The sequence below is a fragment of the Paenibacillus sp. JT22N1 genome (genome assembly GCF_059692155.1).
Genome location: NZ_JCAUAW010000043.1, coordinates 1 through 22,863 on the forward strand (window position 1 = coordinate 1; position 22,863 = coordinate 22,863).

At 40.8% G+C, this 22,863-nt stretch carries 23 protein-coding genes and 1 pseudogene; all 24 read right to left on the reverse strand.

The features are described 5' to 3' along the window. Positions 1 to 93: 93 nt before the first annotated feature. The 24 genes and pseudogenes from AC58UU_RS38550 to AC58UU_RS38665 all read right to left on the reverse strand — a co-directional run bounded on the left by AC58UU_RS38550 (position 94) and on the right by AC58UU_RS38665 (position 22,626). A complete protein-coding gene (locus AC58UU_RS38550; protein ID WP_497322761.1) occupies positions 94 to 660 on the reverse strand; it encodes a hypothetical protein in 567 nt (188 codons plus the stop codon). Positions 661 to 768: 108 nt separating this feature from the next. Next, positions 769 to 1,320 (reverse strand): hypothetical protein, encoded by a 552-nt coding sequence (locus tag AC58UU_RS38555; protein WP_497322762.1) that lies wholly within the window; start codon positions 1,318 to 1,320, stop codon positions 769 to 771. Between the two features lie 302 nt (positions 1,321 to 1,622). Beyond that, positions 1,623 to 1,784 (reverse strand): hypothetical protein, encoded by a 162-nt coding sequence (locus tag AC58UU_RS38560; RefSeq protein ID WP_497322764.1) that lies wholly within the window; start codon positions 1,782 to 1,784, stop codon positions 1,623 to 1,625. A 72-nt stretch (positions 1,785 to 1,856) separates the two neighbouring features. Beyond that, positions 1,857 to 2,084: an SDR family oxidoreductase gene (locus tag AC58UU_RS38565; RefSeq protein WP_497322766.1), complete on the reverse strand. Its 228-nt coding sequence runs from the start codon at positions 2,082 to 2,084 to the stop codon at positions 1,857 to 1,859. Then, the gene (locus AC58UU_RS38570) at positions 2,053 to 2,247 is read right to left on the reverse strand and encodes an ACT domain-containing protein (RefSeq protein WP_497322767.1); all 195 of its coding nucleotides are present in this window, start codon (positions 2,245 to 2,247) and stop codon (positions 2,053 to 2,055) included. The genes AC58UU_RS38565 and AC58UU_RS38570 overlap by 32 nt, the downstream gene beginning before the upstream one ends. A gap of 329 nt (positions 2,248 to 2,576) precedes the next feature. Then, entirely contained in the window at positions 2,577 to 2,999 is a 423-nt protein-coding gene (locus tag AC58UU_RS38575; RefSeq protein ID WP_497322768.1) for a universal stress protein, read from the reverse strand. Between the two features lie 77 nt (positions 3,000 to 3,076). Beyond that, positions 3,077 to 4,255: an MFS transporter gene (locus tag AC58UU_RS38580; RefSeq protein WP_497322770.1), complete on the reverse strand. Its 1,179-nt coding sequence runs from the start codon at positions 4,253 to 4,255 to the stop codon at positions 3,077 to 3,079. A 73-nt stretch (positions 4,256 to 4,328) separates the two neighbouring features. Then, a complete protein-coding gene (locus tag AC58UU_RS38585; protein WP_497322771.1) occupies positions 4,329 to 4,886 on the reverse strand; it encodes a TetR/AcrR family transcriptional regulator in 558 nt (185 codons plus the stop codon). A gap of 360 nt (positions 4,887 to 5,246) precedes the next feature. Next, positions 5,247 to 5,798 carry a histidine phosphatase family protein gene (locus AC58UU_RS38590; RefSeq protein ID WP_497322772.1) on the reverse strand — a complete coding sequence of 184 codons (552 nt, stop codon included), beginning with the start codon at positions 5,796 to 5,798 and terminating at the stop codon, positions 5,247 to 5,249. A 345-nt stretch (positions 5,799 to 6,143) separates the two neighbouring features. Further along, positions 6,144 to 6,605 (reverse strand): hypothetical protein, encoded by a 462-nt coding sequence (locus AC58UU_RS38595; RefSeq protein WP_497322773.1) that lies wholly within the window; start codon positions 6,603 to 6,605, stop codon positions 6,144 to 6,146. A 413-nt stretch (positions 6,606 to 7,018) separates the two neighbouring features. Then, positions 7,019 to 7,558: a CBO0543 family protein gene (locus tag AC58UU_RS38600; RefSeq protein ID WP_497322775.1), complete on the reverse strand. Its 540-nt coding sequence runs from the start codon at positions 7,556 to 7,558 to the stop codon at positions 7,019 to 7,021. Positions 7,559 to 7,921: 363 nt separating this feature from the next. After that, a complete protein-coding gene (locus AC58UU_RS38605) occupies positions 7,922 to 8,329 on the reverse strand; it encodes a tetratricopeptide repeat protein (RefSeq protein WP_497322776.1) in 408 nt (135 codons plus the stop codon). 303 nt (positions 8,330 to 8,632) lie between these two features. Beyond that, positions 8,633 to 9,373, reverse strand: a complete 741-nt coding sequence (locus AC58UU_RS38610; RefSeq protein ID WP_497322777.1) for a glycerophosphodiester phosphodiesterase — start codon at positions 9,371 to 9,373, stop codon at positions 8,633 to 8,635. A 45-nt stretch (positions 9,374 to 9,418) separates the two neighbouring features. Then, entirely contained in the window at positions 9,419 to 10,234 is an 816-nt protein-coding gene (locus AC58UU_RS38615) for a carbohydrate ABC transporter permease (protein WP_497322778.1), read from the reverse strand. 11 nt (positions 10,235 to 10,245) lie between these two features. Beyond that, a complete protein-coding gene (locus tag AC58UU_RS38620) occupies positions 10,246 to 11,142 on the reverse strand; it encodes a carbohydrate ABC transporter permease (RefSeq protein ID WP_497322779.1) in 897 nt (298 codons plus the stop codon). A 135-nt stretch (positions 11,143 to 11,277) separates the two neighbouring features. Next, positions 11,278 to 12,618 (reverse strand): ABC transporter substrate-binding protein, encoded by a 1,341-nt coding sequence (locus AC58UU_RS38625; RefSeq protein WP_497322781.1) that lies wholly within the window; start codon positions 12,616 to 12,618, stop codon positions 11,278 to 11,280. An 86-nt stretch (positions 12,619 to 12,704) separates the two neighbouring features. Then, a complete protein-coding gene (locus tag AC58UU_RS38630) occupies positions 12,705 to 13,532 on the reverse strand; it encodes an HAD-IIA family hydrolase (RefSeq protein WP_497322782.1) in 828 nt (275 codons plus the stop codon). Between the two features lie 241 nt (positions 13,533 to 13,773). Beyond that, complete coding sequence (locus AC58UU_RS38635) at positions 13,774 to 14,310, reverse strand: glycerol-3-phosphate responsive antiterminator (protein WP_497322783.1); 537 nt, start codon at positions 14,308 to 14,310, stop codon at positions 13,774 to 13,776. Between the two features lie 79 nt (positions 14,311 to 14,389). Further along, on the reverse strand, positions 14,390 to 18,595 hold the full coding sequence (locus tag AC58UU_RS38640; protein WP_497322785.1) for a glycerophosphodiester phosphodiesterase family protein: 4,206 nt from the start codon (positions 18,593 to 18,595) through the stop codon (positions 14,390 to 14,392). A 252-nt stretch (positions 18,596 to 18,847) separates the two neighbouring features. Next, positions 18,848 to 19,620 (reverse strand): annotated as a pseudogene (locus AC58UU_RS38645) (arylamine N-acetyltransferase family protein). A gap of 325 nt (positions 19,621 to 19,945) precedes the next feature. Then, positions 19,946 to 20,701 (reverse strand): DUF4085 family protein, encoded by a 756-nt coding sequence (locus tag AC58UU_RS38650; RefSeq protein ID WP_497322786.1) that lies wholly within the window; start codon positions 20,699 to 20,701, stop codon positions 19,946 to 19,948. A gap of 189 nt (positions 20,702 to 20,890) precedes the next feature. Continuing rightward, the gene (locus AC58UU_RS38655) at positions 20,891 to 21,310 is read right to left on the reverse strand and encodes an SDR family NAD(P)-dependent oxidoreductase (RefSeq protein WP_497322791.1); all 420 of its coding nucleotides are present in this window, start codon (positions 21,308 to 21,310) and stop codon (positions 20,891 to 20,893) included. Further along, a complete protein-coding gene (locus AC58UU_RS38660; RefSeq protein WP_497322788.1) occupies positions 21,300 to 21,674 on the reverse strand; it encodes an SDR family NAD(P)-dependent oxidoreductase in 375 nt (124 codons plus the stop codon). Before AC58UU_RS38660 ends, AC58UU_RS38655 begins: the two co-directional genes overlap by 11 nt. A 427-nt stretch (positions 21,675 to 22,101) precedes the next feature. Beyond that, positions 22,102 to 22,626, reverse strand: coding sequence for a hypothetical protein (locus tag AC58UU_RS38665; protein ID WP_497322789.1), 525 nt, complete (start codon positions 22,624 to 22,626; stop codon positions 22,102 to 22,104). Positions 22,627 to 22,863: the final 237 nt, after the last annotated feature.

The following is a 22,863-nucleotide window of genomic DNA, read 5'->3' on the forward strand; positions in this document are numbered from 1 at the left end:
ACGGATCACCAATATCCTAGGCGCTGCACATTTTCAAAAAATGAATTAGCTGCGTCTTCTTTAGTGCTGTTCTTTTTCTTCGACTGCCGATTTTTAATTTTCATGGTAGTTTAATGACTTGCTCATATTAAATGGGATTTCATTTTTATAAGCTGTTGTGTATTTCTCAATTAGTTCTTTTTTTTCTTCTTCATTGGCAATTAGAATGTCGCCGTAAACAGGTACTAAGGTATTCCAATTCTCTTCCTTCAAATGTTTGGTTACAAATAAATATGATTGTCCATCGTGAAGTAATTGGTCATTTTCAAATAGTATTAATTCATTTCTTTTGAATCCACCTTGTTGATTTACAATTACTGTTCCGTTAAATTTACCTTTTACATTATCAGACACTTCCACCTTAAACTGAGTTTCAGGAGTGCCATCCAATGATTTAGTTCCATCCTGTTTTATCACTTTCCCGACAAATACATTATTTGCCCACCCAACAAGCCTACGTGTATCGGTTACATCAAAAGCGTTGCTGGATGCGATTGTTCTTATAACAGGATTTTCTGGATGATTGTTTGTAAAGTAGTTAGGTACAAAAATCGCTAAAGCAAAAGAAGCAGCTATTATACTGCCTATAACAAAAGACCACCTACGTTTTGAATATCCCATCTATACCCCCCCCCCAGAACCACAGATAAATATTTCCCTGCTCTTATATTACCATAATTAGGAATCGCACGTTACCGTTAGCGGAGCAAAGGGCTGTCACGCAATGACTTAATTTTCATTCTTCCAACCACCTTGAAGCCAATCATAAAGTTCTGGAGATTTTAAACGAATATGCTTTGACTCATAGTTGAAGACAATCTCGCCATTAGCAGTTGTACATCTTTTTGTAACATAACCTTTATCATCCTTTGTCGTGTCACAATTGTATGCAGGCTCAACAACAGCTACTTGTCCGCTATTCAAATAGAAATTCAAAATATTGGGATAACCGTGTTTTCCCCAATTAGTTTCTCCATTAACTATCTCTGATGAATTTAGCCAACCCATAACTTTGGATATAACCTTTGTTCCTTTCGCGTCCTCTTTCCATAATGGGTTCGGCTTCTCATTACTCGGTAAACCACCTGCTACTTGTAACGAATTAATATCACCCGCATTTAAAAATTGTTGAATTGGTTTTGGATTCTCGTTAGTGCTTACTACTAATTGAACTGTCGCTGTATTTTCAATGGTTTTTAAAGCTACTGGAGATTGCGATGTGCAAGCAGAAATGACGGAAAATGATAAACAAGTAAGCAATGTTTGAATAAGATACTTCATTAAACTATCACCCCGAAACAAGTATTATTATGCTAGGTGTTTTCATATTCCTATCAATATATGAAACTAAGCCAAATAATATTGCAGGTGTTTTGTTGTCACGCTTTTCTTAATCCATCCACAACAATTCCAATGCAACAGGAAAATAAGTAAGTCGCAGTATATACCGATGCTTGTCACCCTTTACGCTAAATTACCCGTTAGGTGGCGAAAGGCTGCCAAATGTACCTGCAGCCTCACCATTGTTGTGTAACTCATAGTCCGTTGATGGAACACAAACTCATAGCACGCTCTACTGCCAGTTACTTCAACGGACAACGGCAGCCGATCGTGTGTCGGCTGCCGTCATGTCGTGATTTAACTAACGTTTCCGTTAGTTGAACGACCTGACCAGGACCTAATACTTCAAATTGTCGCTTAGCAAAGAAATCAAGGGCTTTTTGCTTTTTTAACAGGATATTCAAACCGAATAACTTCAGACTATTTGCTTAGGGGTAACATTGGAGTAACTTTTAATCCAGTTATTATATACCAAGTCAGCCAAGAGATTTTCCACCATCGACAAAGAGGGTTTGTCCTGTAATAAAATGTGTCGTTGGCGCAGCAAAAAACGCAATTGCATTAGCGATATCGGCAGGTGAAGTGGGCGCGCCGCTGGGTTCGAGCGCGACGGCTGCAGCGTATTTCCCTCCCAATTGCATCAAAAACGTCTGGTCAGAGACGTTTTTGATTTTAACTCCACTCAGTTTCCCGACACGCTCCAAGGAGCAGATCTGTAAGATTCTGATCGTTTACGTTGATCGTAATGTCGCGAATCGTCGATGTTTTTCCAACTTGATTCACGTCAACTGCGATGATGTCTCCCCCGCAATCGCTAATCGTCGTTGCGATTATACCAAAATTCATGACCTCTTTATCGATTTCCAATCGGAGAATAATGCTAGTACTACGCTAATGCTAATTGGATTTGGAATGACATAATCCGGATGCAGCTCACTTTCCGGTATCAGTTCAGTTCGGCAAGAAACTACTCCATCCTGTCGAAGCTTTCTCCGACCTTGACGTCCACTTCGTGATCCCATGGAGCAAGCTCCACTTCCATATTGACAAGTAGGCATCCCGGAGGCTTGTCGTCGTATCCTTCAATCATGAAGTCAAACAACCAACATGTGCATTATATAGTTCTTCACTACAATCATCAATTCTCTGACCAAATTCACATCAATTGTCGTATTGGTCGCATTTTCAAGCATGAGTTATTTTACAATCATTACAGCACAATGAGCGTGTTGGATTACTTTATGGCTTACACTTCCCACGAACAGTTCTGAAAAAAGGCTAAGTCCCCTGCTTCCCATTACGATCAGGTCATAATCTCCTTCTTTCGCCTTCTTACATATCATCTCTGCAGGATCCCCAATATGGTATTCGATATCATATTGTATAGATGACCCTGAAAGAACCTGTGCGGATTCTTCTAAAATCCTCCTAGCCTCCTCTTCTTGCAATTGTTCAAGATCCACCCCGTACGCAACTGTATTGATATCATTCCGAGGAATGATATGAAGTAGCGTTATGCGGGCATTTATTCCGGCGTTTTGCGTCTGCCATTGAGCTGATTTCAATGCATGTTTGGAGTGTTCGGAACCGTCAACTGGAACCAAAATACGTTCATACATGTTCTCATCCCCCTATTTATCAATTCAAAAATTTTACTTTTATAGTTATAAACAATGGCAAAAAACGATAATGATGATTATTGTGACGTAACATTAGAATAATAACGATTAAATCTGACTGAATAAATCAACACATAGATAACGATTAGCGCAGCAAACAAATTTAGTAGAATCAATGAAAAGTTTAAATTAAAAAATTGAGACAGGACTCCGACTCCAATAACCGGAACAATGAATCCGGAATAGGCGCATAAATAAAAAGCCGATATAACTCGTGGACGTTCTTCTGATTTCGGCAACTGACTAGCAAACCTTAAAGAAACTTGAAACGTCCACCCACCGCCGATTGCTTGAATGAATATGCCGGCCCAAAGCAAAAATACATTCGCTGTCAGACCAGAAAATACAATGCCCCATGATCCAATAGCAAGTAGTAAGATTCCAAAGCGCATCCGTGAGACTGGATTACTCGGCCAAGGAACAAACTGAGCCAAGGCCCCTCCTCCAAGAAGCAACAAAATTAATAACCCGGAAAAGGAGAGGTTTGAAGTGTGAATGACATTTTTGATGAATGAAGGTATAAGGGAAAACGCAATTCCTTGAATTGTGAAAACAGTAAAGATCGGCAGTGCAACAAATGACCAAAAATGTGAACGAATACTATTGGGCACACCGAGTGAAATCTTAGTCTTAACCGGCTTTTGCATTGAAGAATCCTCATGTTTAGGAAGAGTCTCCAGAAATACTAAGGAAGAAATTAACATTACAAGTAGAAACCAATATGGTACTCGAAGCGGCTGCAGATGTAAATATTGCAAAATTAAACCGGCAATAGCTGGACCTAGGCCAAAACCGATGAGTATCGTTACTCCCGAAAACTTGATAGCTGTACTTACTTTATTAGGTGAGATTTGTTTTATTAAAAAAGCTGCTGCAGTACCCGTAAAAGCGCCATATGCTATACCTTCCAATATCCTTGCAGCATAGAGCATCCAAGCATCAAAACTTCCTAGTAAGAGCAACGTTGATGCGATGGAGATCCAAATACTGCTGCGAAGTACTTTTTTCAATCCCCAAGCGTTGCCTTTGGCTCCCACGACAAGCAATGTCGGAAGCAGGAAAGCAGCATAAATGGCAAACAAAATCGTAATTTGCAGACTATTCAATCGATAATGTTCACTGTACAAAGGAAATAAAGGTGTAATAAAAGTAGCACAGCAGGACATTATAAGAATAACCAAAAGCATTCTTTTCATTTTAGTAATTTCCTACTTTCTCATTTTATTTTACTTACTAGTTAGTAAGTGTAATTCGTAAATAAACCGCCTTTTAACTTTTAATAAGACGGTTTATCTGAATCAGAACTTGGGATAATACATCCTTTTCCAATGTTCGTTTATATTGCAGAGCACCTTTTATACATGACAGAATGGTATAAGCTAATGATTCAATATCTTCTGATTTTGGAACGATATTTTCATTATACCCTTCTGTAAGAATATTTATTAAAACCTTTAATTCAAACTTACTTACTTCCTGTACTTTTTGTTTAATAATATCAGGTAAGGATACAAAATCAGATTGTAATGACGAAATTGGGCATATTCCATCCCCGCTTATTTCAATTTGTCTAACAATGAACTGCATAAGCTTCTCTTCTACTGTCATTGTAGAATGATTAATGAATAATAAGAAATTCTGCAAATTTTGTTGCATCCGCTCGGTAACGGCAACTCCTAAATCCTCCTTTTTTTCAAAATGATAGTGAATGCTTGCCTTGGTTACGCCCAGCTGTTTGGACAAATCATCATAACTTATGGCAACATATCCTTTTTCTCGAATAAGTTTTAGTGCCAAGTCTAAAATTTGTGTTTTTCTATTTTCCATAACTGTATTTTTACTTACTAGTAGATAAGAGTCAAGCCGATCAGAGCAGAATTTACTCTCCCTCGCCAGTTCATTGGAGTTCGACTTTACCGGCTTTATTCAAATCGACCTTAGAGATGCCTTCCATCCGCAGTCGATTTGCATGTGAGGCATCCTATGTTGCGCAACTTACGATGCCAATCACAATCTGCCTCAATTTTTGATTCCCTTGTCGATTAGATTTTCCAAAAATTCCTTACCGCGATGTCACTGAACCTACAAACAACGATTCACGGTCCAAGAGAGGGATTTACAGAGGATGTTATTGCGAAAGCGTATTAAATCTATTATTCCCTTGCCTTCTCCGAGTTACTCCAATAATCATCTCCATAGTCTCTCTACTACTATTAATTTCTGTTCTTCAAATTCTAATTTATATATGTCTGGCATTGAGGTTGATTCCCAAAATTCAAAATCATATCGGTTATCAAAGTAATTCATTATTAAAGTCATAATATCTCCATGCGTTCCAATTACAATTTTCTTTCCCATATTTTCATTTAAAATGTTTTCGATTACCTTCACTGCTCTTCTTTGAGCATAAATGGTTGATTCACCATTAAAAAATGAAAAATTAATATCTTTATACACTTTCAGCTTGGCTTCCATAAAATTCATATTCTTGATCTGACCAATTTCTCTTTCTCTGAGCTCTTCAGATAATATAATTTCGTTAGTTCCGGCTGCGCCTTTAATAGTTTGTATCGCTCTTTCATACGGACTTGATATAAAAACATCAATTTCTTCATCTTTCAATATTTCATTGATTTTAAGTGCATCTAATTTACCTTTGTCCGACAGCCCTCTTGTCCTCTCCATACCTTCAATATATGGTGATTCGGCATGTCTGACAAAGTAAATAAAGGTTCTCATTTTTTTTACTTCTTCCTATAATGCAATTGTTTCAGCTAACTTCTTTTTATGAACTGCACAAATTTTCCATATTCAAAGTATTCTAGAAGTGATTAAGTTATCCTGGCTGTTAACATGAGAAATCAAAGATTCTGGATTAGCCGACTGCTTTCTTATATTGCTGGACTATCGTTTTGCGTTCTTCCTCCTAATTTTCTCCAACTTGTTTCCATTATCCTCCCCGTCACATCAACATATGAAAAAGGAGCTGCCGTCTTGCAAGCTCCTCCAATCCAACTATCGTTTCTCTATAGTTTTCCGTTAGCTTAATCCGATTTACATATATTACTTAGTCAGACGCGGTATTTATAAAGGATCTGTCGCCCAAAGCATTCCTATTTTATCATTATCGAATACGACTATACCTGTATCATAAGTATAAAATTTGGAACTAGTTATTGTTGTCCACCCATAGAGCTTAAAGTATCCAGAATTTGAATCAAATTGGCCATTTGTGTAAAAAACTGCCTCTGGCTGAAATTTCTCTAAAAAGTAATTACTTAATTTCTCAGCCAATGGTTTTGTCTCCAAATCGATATTATGAGTCATGTTTTTTGAAAGAGTATATGTAAGTATATTTTTAGCATAGCTTCTATTCACTTGTTTCCAGTTACCCTTTATTTTCTTGGGGTTATGGCCCATTCGTTTTAAAAAAACTTCTTTTAATTCCTCGTCTTCAATATTTTTTCTGTCCTCGAAACCACAAGTAACTTTACCGGAATTTCTTCTACTTAATAAACTATAAAACTCTTCATCATCTTTGATCATTGCTTATTTCCTTTCTTACAAGTATCGTATCAAACCTAACTAATAGTATTAAAAATATAATATTACCATACTTTGGAACCATACTACCCGTTCGTATTAGCGGTAACCTGCCCTTTAGCTTAATGAGAAATGGAGCAGCTGCCGTGATGGCGTCTGCTCCATGATCTGATTGAACTAACGTTCCCCGTTAGTTCAATGACTAAGAATTCTCTCTATGATACGGTTCACCGTAATGTATCTAAGCACAAAGTTCATTTTGACCATATATATCAGCATATAAAGACAAAACCACTCCTGCCAATGGAGTGGTTCTTTGGATAGAACTTGTCTTTTATCGTACTTTTTCTTTTCTACGCAAAAAATTAAAGTTAAACTCCCGTTTAACATTTTCATCCGATTTGATTTTTTCGAAATTATTCATTGTACTTATCCAGAAGGAGATTAAAAAAATTGAAGAATGAATAAAGAAAATCATATGTGTGATGCCAACCTTTAGCGTTGTAAAAATGAAGTTTTTCAAAAATAGGTTCTAAAATAAACGCACCTACCAAACCAAAAACAATTGCTTTTATCAAGGGATTAATATTGGGTTTCAATTGAATAAAAAACATGACTGCTACAGGTAATAAGCACCAATCAAAAACAATATCCAACACAGGAAAAAAAGGAATTACTGTAAAAGGGTATGACCATTTTCCTAACGATATAGCGATGCTCTCTATAACACAAGAGAGAAGCATAGAGGTAAAGCCTGCTAAAAGTAAACGACCCATGCTTTCTTTTTTTCCAAACGTAAACCAAAGTGCCCACGGTATAATGATTAATGCAATTCCAAGCCACCATGTCCATGTAAATAAAAATGCGTTCTTTATTGCACTGCTCGTCAAACTATTTGCTTCATATATTTTTTGATATCCCTGCTCCGCTTGTTGTAATCCTTCTTCGATGCTCATTTTCCTTTCATCTCCCTGTTTCTTTCAATTCCATACTCAATATTTGTTATGTACGATATGTTTATTTTATCCAGTTGGTTTGATATTCAATCAATCTGTTATAAAATCGTGCTTTCATAAAAATCACTTCAACTTTCTAGCATCCTTTCCCTTGCACCTGTATCTAAAGGGGCATTTCATGAAAATCCATCACCTTCATATCTAGCCTTTTAGTATCATTTATATCAAACTTTTAAAGTACTGAAGAGTCTGCTCATATCTATCTGAAGTGATATACCAAAGTTTGCTCAAAAAAAGACAGTCAATGACTTTTGTTTAAAAGTCGATGACTGTCTTATTATTAAGCTATCGTTCCTCGTTAGCTTAACCGAAATGCTTTTTTAGAACAGTTAATTTCGCAAATCTCCTGTCGTAATTTTGTCGTTCCAGAAGGTTATTTAACCAAAATAATGCTCTTTGTTTTTCCCCGTTTTTAAGAAATGTTTCAATGATTTTTTTGAAATTATTGCTATATTTGAATTGCTCATCTGATACTAATTCCAGTGATTGATGGTAAAAATTTGACGCTTGATTAAATTCGTTCATTTTCGAATACAAAATTCCCAAATAAATCAAACCACTCGCCTTTTCTTTTTTAGAAAATGGTTGATTTATTGCATCCTTCATTGTTTCAATTGCTTTTTTCCTAAGAAAGAGCGATTCATAAAAAGATGCTCTATCAACATAATGCACATATTTTTTCAAAGGTCTTATCAACGAAAAAATGCCCATTTATTAACCCGTCCCCATATTAAATTCTCCCTTAATTATGTTTATGTTTTCCAAATCCTTTCTCAACTAACCTGCCCGTTAGCTTAATCAGTAAGGCCACTCTTTCCAGCAATCCGTCGGGAATGAGATAATGTTCTTGTCAAAATCGGGAATGAGATAAGGTTCTTGTCATTTGGTTTTGACAAGAGATGTCGGATGTCAAGAACATTATCCGATTCCCCACACAAACAAAAAAGTCACGAATGACGTGACTTTTTTGTTCTTATAACTTCGAAAATTTTACTGGAGCAGCAGTTCGGTAAATTAGCTTACGGCTATCAAGCTCCATAAAATCTTCGGATCATCCGTAATAATGCCAGATACGCCGTATGCGAGCATCTGCTTCATGATGGCTGCTTCATTGACTGTCCAAACAATCACATGTCTGCCACTCTTGCGAATAGCAATGACATCCTCGGCATCCACCATACAAGCATGAAGGGATACGGAAAATACATCCAAACCGAAATCCTCAATTAGTCTTAACGGGTTCAGAAGTTTACCGTCATACACCAGGCTGATTCGGCATTCGGGTGCTTTTTGCTTGATTTCATGCAGCAGTTTATGATCGTAGGATGAGAATAAAACATCATCCAACCGCCCATATTCACGCAGCAGCTTAATTAACGGCTCTACAATGCGGCCGTCGTAGCTTTGCTTCAGTTCGATGTTTAGTCCGATACGTGCAGGTATCTGCTCGAGAACTTCTTTCAGAAGCGGAATCTGTTCACCTCTATATCTGGAGTCGAACCAGGAACCTGCATCGGCTTGCTTGATTTCCGCAAGCGTCAGTTCGCCAATCACACCACTTTGATCCGTTGTCCGACCCATAGTTTCATCATGACAGACGATCACCTGTCCATCACGGGTTAGATGAATATCAAGTTCGATGACATCGCACTGCTGCTCTGCCGCAAGTTGGAATGCGGACATCGTATTTTCCGGTGCCTCCAAAGAAGAACCTCTATGTGCAAATACCCACGGTGTAGGGTTGTTCCAGTTCATGGTCATCATCCTTTTCAATAAATTAGTCTCATGTATCGTTCATACCTATTTGAGTCCGGCATGCATGAAGCTCGCGACAAATTGACGTTGAAAGACGAAAAATGCCAATAAGAGCGGTAAAACAACCAGAAGCGTTGCGGCGGTTACTGTCCCCCACTGTGCTCCCGTCTCCGAGGTTTGAGCGAATATAGCCAAACCTACGGTAAGTGAGCGATTTTCCACCGAGTTGGTCACGATGAGCGGCCACATGAAGTTGCTCCAATGCGTACTGACTGAGATCAAGCCAAACGCTATATAGGTAGGCTTTGCGGAAGGGAAATACACATGCCATAAGGTACGCCACCACTGACATCCATCCACTTTTGACGCCTCGTCGAGCTCTATTGGAATTTGCTTAAATGTCTGCCGCAGCAAGAAAACACCGAATGCAGATGCCCAAAAAGGCAGCATAACCGCTAATTTGGTATCCACTAATCCAAGCTGCTTAATAACGGTATAGTTTGGAAAGATGAGAACTTCTGCGGGTATCATAATTTGAACAAGAAATAAGATAAAAACGACACCCTGTCCAATAAAACGCAAACGCGCAAATGCGTAGGCAGCCAATGTTGCCGTAATCAATTGTACAGCTAGAACACCCCCAACAATTATCATCGTATTGCTGTAGTACCTTAGAAAGGGAACCGTTGTCCAAGCAGATACGTAATTATCAAACGTCGGATTCACAATCGCGAACGGATTTACTCGGGTAATGACTTCGCTTGATGGTGTAAATGAGGTGAAAACGATCCACACCAGCGGGATCAGAAATACAATGCCTAATAAAGCAACAACGGACCGATTTAATGCTCGTGCCAGCATAAGCTCCCCCCCTAGTAATTAACGCGCTTATCTAGATAAGCATAGTTGAAAATAGAAACAGCGAGTAAAATAGCAAGCAGCACAACGGTGAGTACGGATGCCTTGCCCATATCCCAGAAACTAAAAGCTGTCTCATAAATGTGATAGAGAAGCAGATTACTGGCATTGTCCGGACCGCCCTTTGTCATAATATACAGGTGATCGACCATTTTGAAAGAGTTCGTAATGGCAATAATCAAAACGAATAACGTCGTCGGCATCAACAATGGAAACGTAATTTTGCGAAAAACGTGCCAAGGACTCGCGCCTTCCATTTCTGCGGCTTCATACACTTCCTTAGGCAAGTTTTGCAGGCCAGCCAAATAGAAGATCATGAAGAACCCAGCTTCCTTCCAAATGACCATGATAATCATGGAAAAAGTAACCCAATGCGGATCACCCAGCCAGTTGTGGACCGGCATACCCATAAAACCTAGAAATTTATCCAGCAAACCATAATCAGGCGTATAAATGAACAACCAGATGTTCGCTATCGCGATCATCGGGATTATTGTCGGATAGAAAAAGGCAGCTCGTAGAATGCTCGTACCTTTCAGCTTGTTATTCACCCAAACCGCCAAATAAATCGCGAGCAGTATGCTTGTCGGCACTGTGCCGATGGAAAGAAGGATATTGTTTTTCATCACTTTTATAAACACTTCATCTTGCAGAACTTGCGCATATTGATCGAATCCAACAAACTTCTTGACGGAAAGCGTTGAGCTGAAGAAACTCAAATACACTGATTTCATAATCGGGTAAAATGTAAAGAGCCCCAGTAACACTAAGGAAGGAAGAAGCAATGCATAGGCAAAAGCGTTTTCTTTCCAGTTGATTTTACTTCTTGTGAGCAGCGCTAGCTGTTTCAATTAAATCCCTCCGCACATCGTATATCTGTATACTAAACTGCTAATGTTTCGGCTGTATAAAAGCTCAAATTTTTATATATGACTATCACGGCAATACTCGCCGCCGTGATAGTCACACTACAAGTTAGAAGCTTCTTATTTGCGGAAATTTTTCAAAATCTCATCAGCCTGCTGCTGGGATTTATCAAGTGCCTCTTTTGGCGTCATGTTGCCCAGCAAAGCAGCTTGAATGTTATCGTTAAACAGCTTGGTGACTTGTCCATTCTGAAACGTGGATAATTCACTGTCTGCGTATTGAAGCTGATCTCTGGCCACCGCTGCTTGTGGGAAGTCCTTCACGTAATTTTTGAGCAGGTCTGTCTCATAAGCGGCTTTCGTCGTGCCTACATAACCTGTATCGATCGACCATTGCGCGACACGCTGCGGCTGCGTCAAGAATTCAATGAACTTCACAGCAGCTTTCTTGCGATCTTCCGGGATATTTTTGAACACATATAAGTTGCCGCCGCCTGTCGGAGAGCCATACTTCTTGTTAGCAGGCAGGAACGATACGCCAAAATCAAATTTGGCATCTGTTTTCACCTTCGTAAGATTCCCCGTTGTGTGATACATCATAGCCGTCTTTCCGCTGATGAAATCGGATGGTACAGTTGCCCATTCCAGCGTGCCTTCCGGCATGACTTTATCTTTGCGGCCCAGATCCGTGTAATACTGTAACGCTTCTTGAACCTCAGGCTTGTTGAAATAAACATTTTTCCCGTCGTTAGACACAATGTTCGTCCCTGTTTGCAGTGACAGTGCCTGCAGCATCCAATACTGGTAGCCCGTACTTGGAATTTCAATCCCCCATTGCGATGTTTTGCCGGCACTATCCTTCACCGTCAGTTTGTTCGCAGCTTCACGCATTTCTGTCCAGTTAGCCGGTGCTTTATCCGGATTAAGTCCCGCTTTCTTAAACAATTCTTTATTGTAATAAAGAACGATCGTACTGCGCTGGAAAGGAACACTCCATACCGTTTCACCAGACTTCGTATTGCCCATGAAAGCTTCATAAAAACCGTTGAAATACTCTTTGTTAAAGCGAGGCGTTAAATCCTCAATGGCATTCATAGAAATCAAGCTGTACAAATCCGTTGATAGCAGCACCGCTACGTCTGGAGAAGTTCCCCCCTGCACGGAAGTGACGACTTTGGTCATCGTATCTTGATAACTGCCTCCATAGACTGGTTTCACCGTAATCGTCGGGTTTTCTTTGTGGAAGTCACTAGCTAGTTGATCAATTAACTTCGTAATGGGGCCACCGACAGCCACCGGAAAATAGAACTGCAGCTCAACGGGCTTCGCTTCCTGTTTCGTCGCTGTCTCTGGTGTGGAAGCTGATGTGCTGGCAGGAGCGGCTTTCTGATTACTTTCACCTTGTCCGCAAGCTGTTGTTACCATTGCAATCGCAGCTAGTGTTAGAAATACTTTTTTCATTGTACATGTCCTCCCGAGATTAGGTTTTATATGATTTTTTATGGTCTCCTCCATGTAGAGGAGGTTAATGCCTGAATTCGTCTACTTCAATATTTCCTAATAATCTCGCTGAGTGATGCCAATACATAGTCAGGCTTTATCCCTTGAAGCATAATATCTTTCCTAGAATCCGCTCCCGTCAATACGAGTGCGGTATACATGCCGTTGGTATTGCCGAAGCATATATCGGTGGAGACTCTGTCACCTACCATTAAGCATGCTTCCGGTGCGATCGCCAGCTTTTCTAATGCCTTTTTTGCGTAGTAATCTGAGGGTTTGCCAATCACTTTATAAACCGACTGAGAGCTTGCTATCTCCAGGGCTTTGACCAACGACCATGTATCAGGAATCGCCCCATCTTCAAGCGGGCAAAATGGATCTGGATTAGCAGCAATCAATTGTGCGCCATTCCGGAGAGCATTCATACCGAGTGTTAATTTCTCATACGTAAACTGCCTGTCTAGTCCAACAAGAACATGTGTCGCGCTGAGTGGGTCAGTCGTCGTATCTACACCATACTGCTCCAGCTCATTCCTCATGGCCTGCTCGCCAATCATCAACACCTTAGCCCCTGGCAGATACTCCTGAAAGTACATTCGCGATACACATAGTGCGGTTAGAATATCCTCTTCCGAGCAAGCAATCCCCAAGTGCGATAGGCGTTCATGTACGCCTTCTCGCGTATGTGTTGTCGTATTCGTTACGAAGAGGATCGGTTTTCCTCTCTCACGAAGCTTGTCCAGGGTGGATAGCACTCCTGGCAAAATTTGATTTCCGGAATAAACCGTACCGTCAAGATCAAACAAATAGCCATCGAAAGCATGAAGTCCTTTAGGTTCGAAGCCATTCTTAAGATGTTTAGCGTGCTCTGACACCGTTCCTACCCCTTTTCAACAAAAATAAAAACCCTTGTTTGAAAATGTAAAAATAAGCGATGTTGAAACAAAGCAATCTATCGTTGCTTCAACTTATTTTTACACTTTACGAAACAAGGGTTTTCTCCAATTCTCAACCCGTCATTATCAGTTAGGTGCTGAATATTCAATTATTAAATTAAATATAAACCCTATTTGTTGCCCGTATATTAAATACACGTGTTGCTTTTGTAAATACGTTTTACCACATCGCAGGATCACCAGTTGAGATAAAATTAGCCCCGCTCTCTAGCGCCTCAATGATCTCTTGCTCGTACCGGATTAAACCACCTACGATTAACGGCTGCTTAATCGTTTGCTTAAGCTCATGGATCACTCTTGGCATTAAGCCTGGCATAAGCTCAACTTCATCAGGCTGACAATTGTTAATCATACGAATCGCTGTCTGGATAGCAGCTGTATCAATCGCAAAAATGCGCTGAATACTCTTCAAGCCGGCTTGTCTGGCTGCCGTAACCGCAGCTGACTTGGTTGTCACAATACCGTCTGCCCGAAATTTTTCGGCTAAGTAATGGATGGCATGCGAATCTTTGCCTAAGCCCGAAACCATCTCCAAATGGATGTAGACTTTTTTACCCGAATCATGGGCTTGTCTAATAATGGTCTCCAAATTCCCAATATGGCCGGTCATTAAATTGACTCTCTCCACGCTGCTTTGGAGCATCTTCGGAATTTGTTCCTCTTTCGTGACTGAAGCGATAATAGGGAATGGGTTCATCTCGCGCACCTCCAAAAGAAACTTACCTTCACCAAAATCGTAGCATCCGTATGTTTGCTGAGTATTAACCCACGATTATTCATTCATGAAGCTTGCCGTCTTCGCCATGGCCCTTTACTTTAATCGAGAAGGGAGCTGTATAAATATCATACTTATTGTTATTATCCATGACTGTTGTATATCTCAAAAGCGCGTGGACTGTTCCTGATTTCTTAGCCGTCACTTTAGCTTCATCCAGATCAACTAGCTCTTGGCCATCCAGTAGAACGAGTTCCGGTACAATGGTCGTTTTCATCCCTTTATAGGATTGAACAACCGCCGCTAAAATAATACTCTCATCCTTAGCCAACTCATACTTCTCCTTCTCAGGTTTTATGGAAGCTGCCCAATCTGAAGCGTAATATGAGTAATCTGTCGTAATGCCAAAGGCGCCTAGTCCCATGAATTGAATGAAGGCATTTTTATCATTAAATGTCCATGGTGAGATGACCAAGCCACGGTGCTTGGCAGCCTCCATAAAATTCTTGCCTAAACCGCCATAACTCGTGTTAAACGAAGCATTCAGTCCCTGCAGAAGCTTCAACGTTCCCCGCAGCGATTTATTCACGTTCGTCTCGTTCGCATAACCGCCTGTCAAAAATCCCAGTGGCATTTCAGGCATCAATTCCGCCATTTTCTTTAATTGAGCATCATGAAAAGCCATCGTATTAATGAGTGACTCTGCACCTTTGTCCTTGATGAGTTGGACGTAAGCAGGTATTATTTTCGGGTTTGTTGTCTTTATTTCCGCCATAATCATTGCGCCTTTTTCTTTGGCGAGGTCGATCTGTTCATCCAGAGTCGGAATCTTGACGTCCGGGAATCCTTCTGGATGCGGTTTATTGGCATTTAACTTCTTTAATTCCTCAAGTGTAAAATCCTCGATGAAACCTGTTCCATTCGTTGTAGCGCTTAATGTTCCGTCATGATGAATCACAATATGTCCGTCTTTGGATAGGTACATATCGTTTTCAATGAAATCCGCACCCGCGTCTAATCCTTCCCTGTTACTTTCGATTGTATTTTCAGGCGACGTCGAAGGCATACCCCGATGTGCGATAATATAAGGCTTGCGGATCAAAGTCGTATTCTTGTCATACACTTTCAAAGCATCCCATTGCATGCTAGGGGAATCCGTAACGATGCCATTTACGCCTGTTGTAATGAGTTGATGCAGCGTAATCTGTTTATCCTTCTCTTTGGACATATCATTGGCCCATACCATAAGCATCCGTTCTTGAAGGTAAGAAACGTTATCTTTAGTAGATAGTTTCTCTGGCAATATAGCAATCCTGGCTGAACTTGTAACTGTTTGTCTGCGGATATCCAAGAGATTGTCTTTAGACAGGTTGTTCACATGGCTAAAATCCAAAATTCCACGGATGATTGGGTAAGCAGATCTCGCTCGTTTGATCAACTCTCCGTTGTCGGAAACGATAGAGGCATCTTCCCAACTGTTTGTTTTCAAATAATCAACCAGTTGATCTACGGTGACTTCATCCTTTACATAGAAAGCCGGAATGATTCGCCCACCGATTTTACCTAGAAGTGCATCGAGGCTGCTGATTTCAAGCTTTCCTTTAGGATCCGTCACCTTCAGACCTTGTCCGATGTGAATAATGACGTTGGAAGGCAGCGCAGGAGCGTCCAACTTCGCCAAATCTGCCGTGCTTCGAAGTTCCGTTACGACCGATGCGGCCATCGCAATGCGGGTTTCCGGCTCTGTCACTTCGGCAAAATGGCCATTCGGAATGGCAGGCAGCGCATTTTCCTGCAGCGTAACCCGGATATTGTCCACCTTCATTTTACTGCCGTTCGCTTGCAGGCCCAATCCTCCTTTGGAATAGGCTGTGGCCTGATCCGTATCCACCAAGACTCGGTCGTTAATCCATTCCTGAACCCGATTTCCGTATGTTTTTACCGTATAATGATACATTTTGGCCGGATCAATGGCTTCGGTATTGGAGCCTCTGTCGATCACGTTCCACCCATTGGCAGGCGTTCTCTCTGCGAACTCGACGCCATTCGCTGCTGTTGCATCTTTTCTTACAGCCATTTGGTAATACGGATAATCGTTATTTTGAATACGATACATGATGGAGTGCCATCTTGCTGTATCATTCGCCTGCAAGTGGGTCACATCAGCTTCAATCTTGTAATTGCCAAAAGCATTTAGAAACGAAGGTAAAATGACTCGGGATGGATTATCCGGAGCGGCGAGTGCATTCATCTCAAAAGCGCCGGATTTCACCGCAGCATTGGAAGCCGTCGTTCCTTCTTTGCGAGTCCAGCCCGTAGGAAGAGTACCATCGGTCAAGTTATTAAAGTTCTCCTCGTACAGGACATATTCCGTATCTCCTGCATTTTTGGCAAGCACTAACATACTGACAGATGCGCTATCTTTCGTACCAGTAATCGTATAAATACCTTTCTGCTGCACCTTTGGCCTATTGTTCTCAATTATAATAGCTGGGCTAGTCGATGCCCAAGTTAGCTCATTCCCTTTCACTACACCTGTGGTGAGATCGGTAAATTCAGCTTGGAACTGTACGCTACTGAGGTCTACCGGAGTTCCAACCGTCGCGAGAGCATATCCTTTCTCATCAGTCTTTAAGGAAACTACTTTAGCTCCTGTCAAAGAAGGCGTAACGGTAATCTCTTTTGAAGCCTCTACATTGCTATATACAGCCTTAATGTTTGCTTTCCCTGGCTTAAGGGGATAAAGCTGGTTGTTGTTCACTTTGATGATACTTTCATCGGAGGAATACAGCTTCACGCGATCCACAGGCGGTGTATCGGTAATTCCATCCGAATAATACATGCTGCTAGTCACGCTTGCCGCACCGCTCAAAGCTTCCAAGTTACTTGCTGCCGTGATAGTAAGTTGGTCTGCCGTGATCCGAGTGACCTTTAGATTGTCGAAAGATACCTTGCTCTGATCCCCTTGGAAGCCGACTCTCCCTCTGTCTGGAAGCACATTAGCGGCTAGATTTTTGTCGCCGTATAGCGTAAAGTTCGTGTCGCTTTTGGCTTTCAAATATTGCTTAACGTTGCGATCAAATACCCTTACTTTCATTGTGTAATCCTTATTCACCTGCAGCTGAGGCCCTGTAGCAATTATAGGTGTGGGAGAGAACCAATTCCCGTCAGAATTTCGATAAGCCGTTTCAATGGTACCATTCTGTTTAATCGCCATCTGTGAGTAAGGAGGCTTCCCGGTAGACGGTGCTCGAAACATGATCGAAGCCCATCTTCCCGTATTAAGAAAACTATTAAAGCGCACATCGGCTTCTATCGTGTAGTTATCCCACTGCACAGGTGCTATAATGCGGCTCTGCTTGCCAGCGGCATTTCCGTCGAAAGTCATGCTGCCGTTACCATATGTATCTTGGACAACTGTAAAAGGCGGGCTCCCCGCATTCACATCGGATATCCAATTAGGAGGCAGCGTTCCCGTTGCATAACTATCAAAATTTTCCTCAAAAAGCACCGGGTTCGAACTACCTGAGACTGGACTTGCATCCACCAGCTTAAGCGTACCATAGCCAGTGGTATCGTTCCAAAATGAGGAAGACCCAAAAGCGCTCCAGTAGCTTGATCTTTGCTCTGCCGTCGTGGCACCATAACGGTCCGTCGTCCCGATCTCCATACCCAGCTGCTTCTGCAGCACAGGATCAAATTTCATCATTTCCCAAGGCACAGCGATCTCTGTAGACCAGCCCGATGCTGTCTTATTTATCGCTCGAAGTATTTTCTTCTCATCCTTACCCGTATGATTGTTCAGCGCAGCACCGAAATGAAACTCTGGTGTTGTCGTACCAGGCTGATACACGAAGCCGATCTGCATATCTTCATTGATATACGGAGCGGACCGGTGCAGACTTGGATCCAGAAAGACGTTGATATTATCCTGTTCAAACCAGTTGCCCGAGTGGCCAACCAATAAGTTGTCATCATCCGCCTTTACGCCGATATATAAGTACTGATTGTCCCACAGCAAGCCGAATTTCGACGCTTTAAAAGAGCCTTGTCCAACTTGAACGTTTAAAGATTGATCCATCGTCCAGATTGACTCATCTAGGTTACCGTCGATGACAGGAGCTGTTAACGTTTTGTTGACCTCCATCGACTTTCTTCCTGACTCCTCCGCGTGAACGCGAGGTACCCAGGCGTTTGGCTGAAAAAGGCCACTGATCAAAGACGTTATTGTAACAATACCTAAAAGCTTTGCAGACATTTTTTTCATAACGTTTTCCATCCTCTCATGGTTTTAATTTTTCAACAAACACAAAAAAACCCTCATTCAACAAATAGAAAGATCACGCTCCTTGGGGGCGCACTTTTCATTTGCTGAATAAAAGGGTTTTCTCCTAGACTCATACCCTGAGTATTCTTTTGCATCTATTAATCTCACTTTAGCAATCCTTTGTTATCCTTGCGTCAACTTTACATGAAAGTATTGTAAAAGTGTCACCTGTTCAATATCACATTCAACATATTAATCTAGTTTAATACCGAAATGCTCCTGCAAGGCTGCTTTATACGCTTCTTCCGTCTGTGGAGTGAAGGTCCTTACCCCCGCCGAGGTAAAGATTCGAAATTCTTGGCCCGCTATCGTATTTCGTCCCTCCGGGGTTCGTATGGCCAACATTGGGCCTTTGGTAAAAATCGAATCAGGGGCGTTCTCGCACCAGAAGGACGCAAATGCGAAGTCCTTCGGTAGTTGAGGCTCCGCCGTGAATGAGTAAATGCGGTTCCATTCCTTGTTCTTCTGCTCACAAAGCATCCAACCGTAATAGGGATCGCGTTCGAGCTTGTAGCATTCTTCGCCTTGATACTGTTCAAGGCCCTCGATCCATGCGATCGGCCTGCGGGGAACGATCCCGCCTACTCCGACATCACACAAGTAAGCTGCCCTTCTGCCTCAACCTTCAGGACATGATGACGTCGTTTCGGTGGCGTATTCGGCTCGTCGCGCCAAAATCGAGCAACCAAGTCAGTGACCGGGTAGCCCAGCTCCCGCAGCAGCCAGCCGAATAAGGCATTCAGCTCGAAGCAGTACCCACCGCGCCCACGCACAACAATCTTTTGATAGACATCCTGAGGATCCAAAGATAAAGCTATGCGGTTCAGAATGTCCAAATTTTCGTAAGGAACCGTGTGCAGATGACACTCCTGCAGGTCGGCCAGCGTCTTAGCACTGGTATCAAGCGAGCCATCAAACCCAATTCGCTTCAGATAGTCCCCAATTTGACGATTTGTACCAAGCATGCTGAACACTCCGTTCATTGAGAGTTATACCAGCTGAATGCCGTATACGGTTTAGATATGTATAATTTCTTTATTTAAATAGGTGTTTCCTTCTTAAGCCAACAAGGACACAGAAAAGGCATAGATTCGCCATGCCGATTGTAGAAAGAAAATAAAGTATTAGACTGGATATGTTGGTCCCACGTGGCTTTTCGAATTATAAAACCGTCAGAACTCGTAAAAAAAGTATTAGACTGGCCCCAACTATAAAAACAGTGGCAGCCGTGGACGAGAAAATAAAGTCCTAGATTGCCGCTGTTTTATTGAGCTAACGTGTCCCGTTAACTTAACCAACATCGGACCCAAGCCTTCTAAAAAAGGCTTGTTCAGCTGAGATGATAAAGTCAATTAGCCCCATATCCTGATTCTGAAGCAACATGTGAAACTCGTATCTGTCATTCACTTTATATACTTCCTCATATAACCACCATGAATTTTCCAATCCAGCGTCTTGCTTTATTATCGTAACATTCTCAAAGATAACTTCATCGATGTCTGTAAAACCACCAGTGTTGTCAAGAAGTAATGTTATGGATTTATCATTCAGAATTGATTTGATAATCCTACAATCATGAAATCTGAAATTCTCAACAATTTCTCTATCCATGGATAATGAGGCTTCTGTATGATATTTTCTGTAATTATCAATTGTTGTATCTACAGACCTTTTATTATCCTCACAAAATTGAGCTACAGCATTTATAACATCACGTGTTGCTTTATTTAAGGCAAAGACCCTTAGATCGGCTATCTGATTCAAAATAGTTTCTGGTAATGACTTTTTTAAATGCTCTTGATTATAAATGATCGATTCATGAAATTGTTTCGTTTCTTTATCTTTATTGAAAGGCTCATTCGTTCCGTTCGCTTGCATAATGGAAGCCACTTCTTCTTGGAGATGAAGCCATTTGTTTAATTCGGCACTGTAGAGTTGTTGGAAATATGCTTCTGAGAATGTTTCCGCTTGTTTTTCTTCCTCTAAAGGTAAATGAAAGCTTATTTTTTGACAAAGTTCGTACCATTCTTTCGTAAAATATTTCATTAAATAATTTTCTCCTCTCTACCCGTATATTTCATTCATCTCCCACATATGTCGGTAGCCATTTGACACCATATATTGTTAGTGTTCTGCCCGTTACTTTAACGAGGCTGCCGATTGATTTCGGCAGCCTCGTCCTCGTTTCTTATTGAACAAACGTTCTGCGTTAGTGTAGTGACTAAGGCGGGCTACTCAAAAGGTCTCGCTTGGGGTATCAAAATGTTGTTGAACTTTTGAATAGTCATATATATCAACGACAGCATCATGTTCAAAGTCTTTTTTAAATAAAAACTCAATTATTTGTTTTGCAGTTTTCTCTGGTGTTGACAGCATACCAGCATCTTTGACCATTCCAAATAACTCTGCGGATGGGAATTTTGCTTTGTCTTGGTTCCTTGCTTCTCTTTGCAGAGTAGTGTCAATCATTCCAGGCCAGATTGAGACAATTCCTACTGGTGCTTGGGAGTGATTTTGTTCAAGGCCCACACATTGAGAAAATACGTCCAACCCTGCCTTAGCAGCCGAATACAAACTCATACCAGGATGGTGATTCTTAACAGATGCTGATGAGATATTTAAAATTCTTTTCTCAATTAAATGATTATTCGTAATGCTTTATTAATAAGGAAGTCAGTATGATTGGTGCAAGTAGATTTACACTAATGTTTCCAGTTATGTCCTTAACACTGGCTGTATCAATGAATGCTACAGGAGCTATCATTGATGCATTATTGATAAGATAAATTGCCGCCGCATTTGACAGGTCTATTGAATTGAATATACGATCCATTAAAGATTCAATCTGGTCGATTTGATTTAAATCAAATTCTATATACTCAATGTTATTACTTTTGCAAATCAACTTCGTATTTCTTTCGCGTGAGATACAGAACAGATAGCGATCAGGTGAGATCAGTTGTTCAGCAATAGATTCTCCAATTCCCCTTGATGTACCCGTTATTATAAAATATTTCATAGTTGTGTATCTCCTCAATTAACAATCAGACACTAGTACCAACTACTAAATTATTGCTTTTTATATACCCTTCTGTCAATTGCATCCAACTGCATTATCCTGCCCGTCCCTCGGAATAGGACACCGAATTTATAACCGGCAGCCTGCTAGATCTTGTTATGAAGCTATCGTTTCTCGTTAGCTTAGATTGCCAATGTCGGCAGCGGAATTTAGTTTTACAAAAACGATATTATCCATTTTACTATTAAAATGAAAAGCGTAATCCCGATTAATTCAAATATGTAATCTCTCCATGATAATTTGTCTTTGCTTAATTTCAATTTAAAAGCTAGGAAGATTGCAACACCAAAAATAATTGAAAGTATCTCCTGCAGCATATACCTCACCTCAAACGTATTGAACTAAAGTTCTCCGTTAGTTCAACAAGTTAATCCTGTTTACAAGGTCCAATTGGCGCAAAAAAAGGTAGTACTCTTTTAGTTCCTATTTCCTCCATGAATTTTACTATGAATTCTGTATCCTTCCCTTCGCTAATAATTTCAAGAATTTTACCTTTTCCAAATTTAGCATGTTGGATCTCTTCTCCAACCACAAGAGATCCAATAAATTTTAGTTGATCATCGGGGATTTTAATTTCAGACTCATAGATATTTATTACTGGAGCTATGCGTAGATGCTCGGGCGGTTCCGGATAAGACTTATCGGTATTATCGTAATATTCACCTTCATCGCCTTGAACTCGAGCACCAATTCTATTTGCGATAGTAATCATTACGCCGATTACCATTTCATCAGCACGGAATAGAGTAATTCTGCCATACTGAAACAAAAATGGTATCCCCCTATAGGTATTTAAAAGATCAGCGATTTTTTTTATATCATCTTTTGTTATTGGGTTTTGCTCGCTAGATACCCAGTGATCAGCCTTGGTAATATGAAGATCGTAACTCATAGAAACCACTTCCTCAGTTATTTGAATTAAAAGAAATATTCTCCGTTAAAACTCTATCACCTTCTATTAGTATTTTTTTGAATACACCTAATATTTCCCACCATGTTGCCGTGTTAACCTGCCCGTTCGTATTATGAGGTCACCAGATCTTTCTGGTCGACCTCTTTTTTGTAAGGTCGTAAGATAGCGGTAGCCGGGGATCGAACGATTCTGCCCGTGGGACTTGGATCCCGAGAG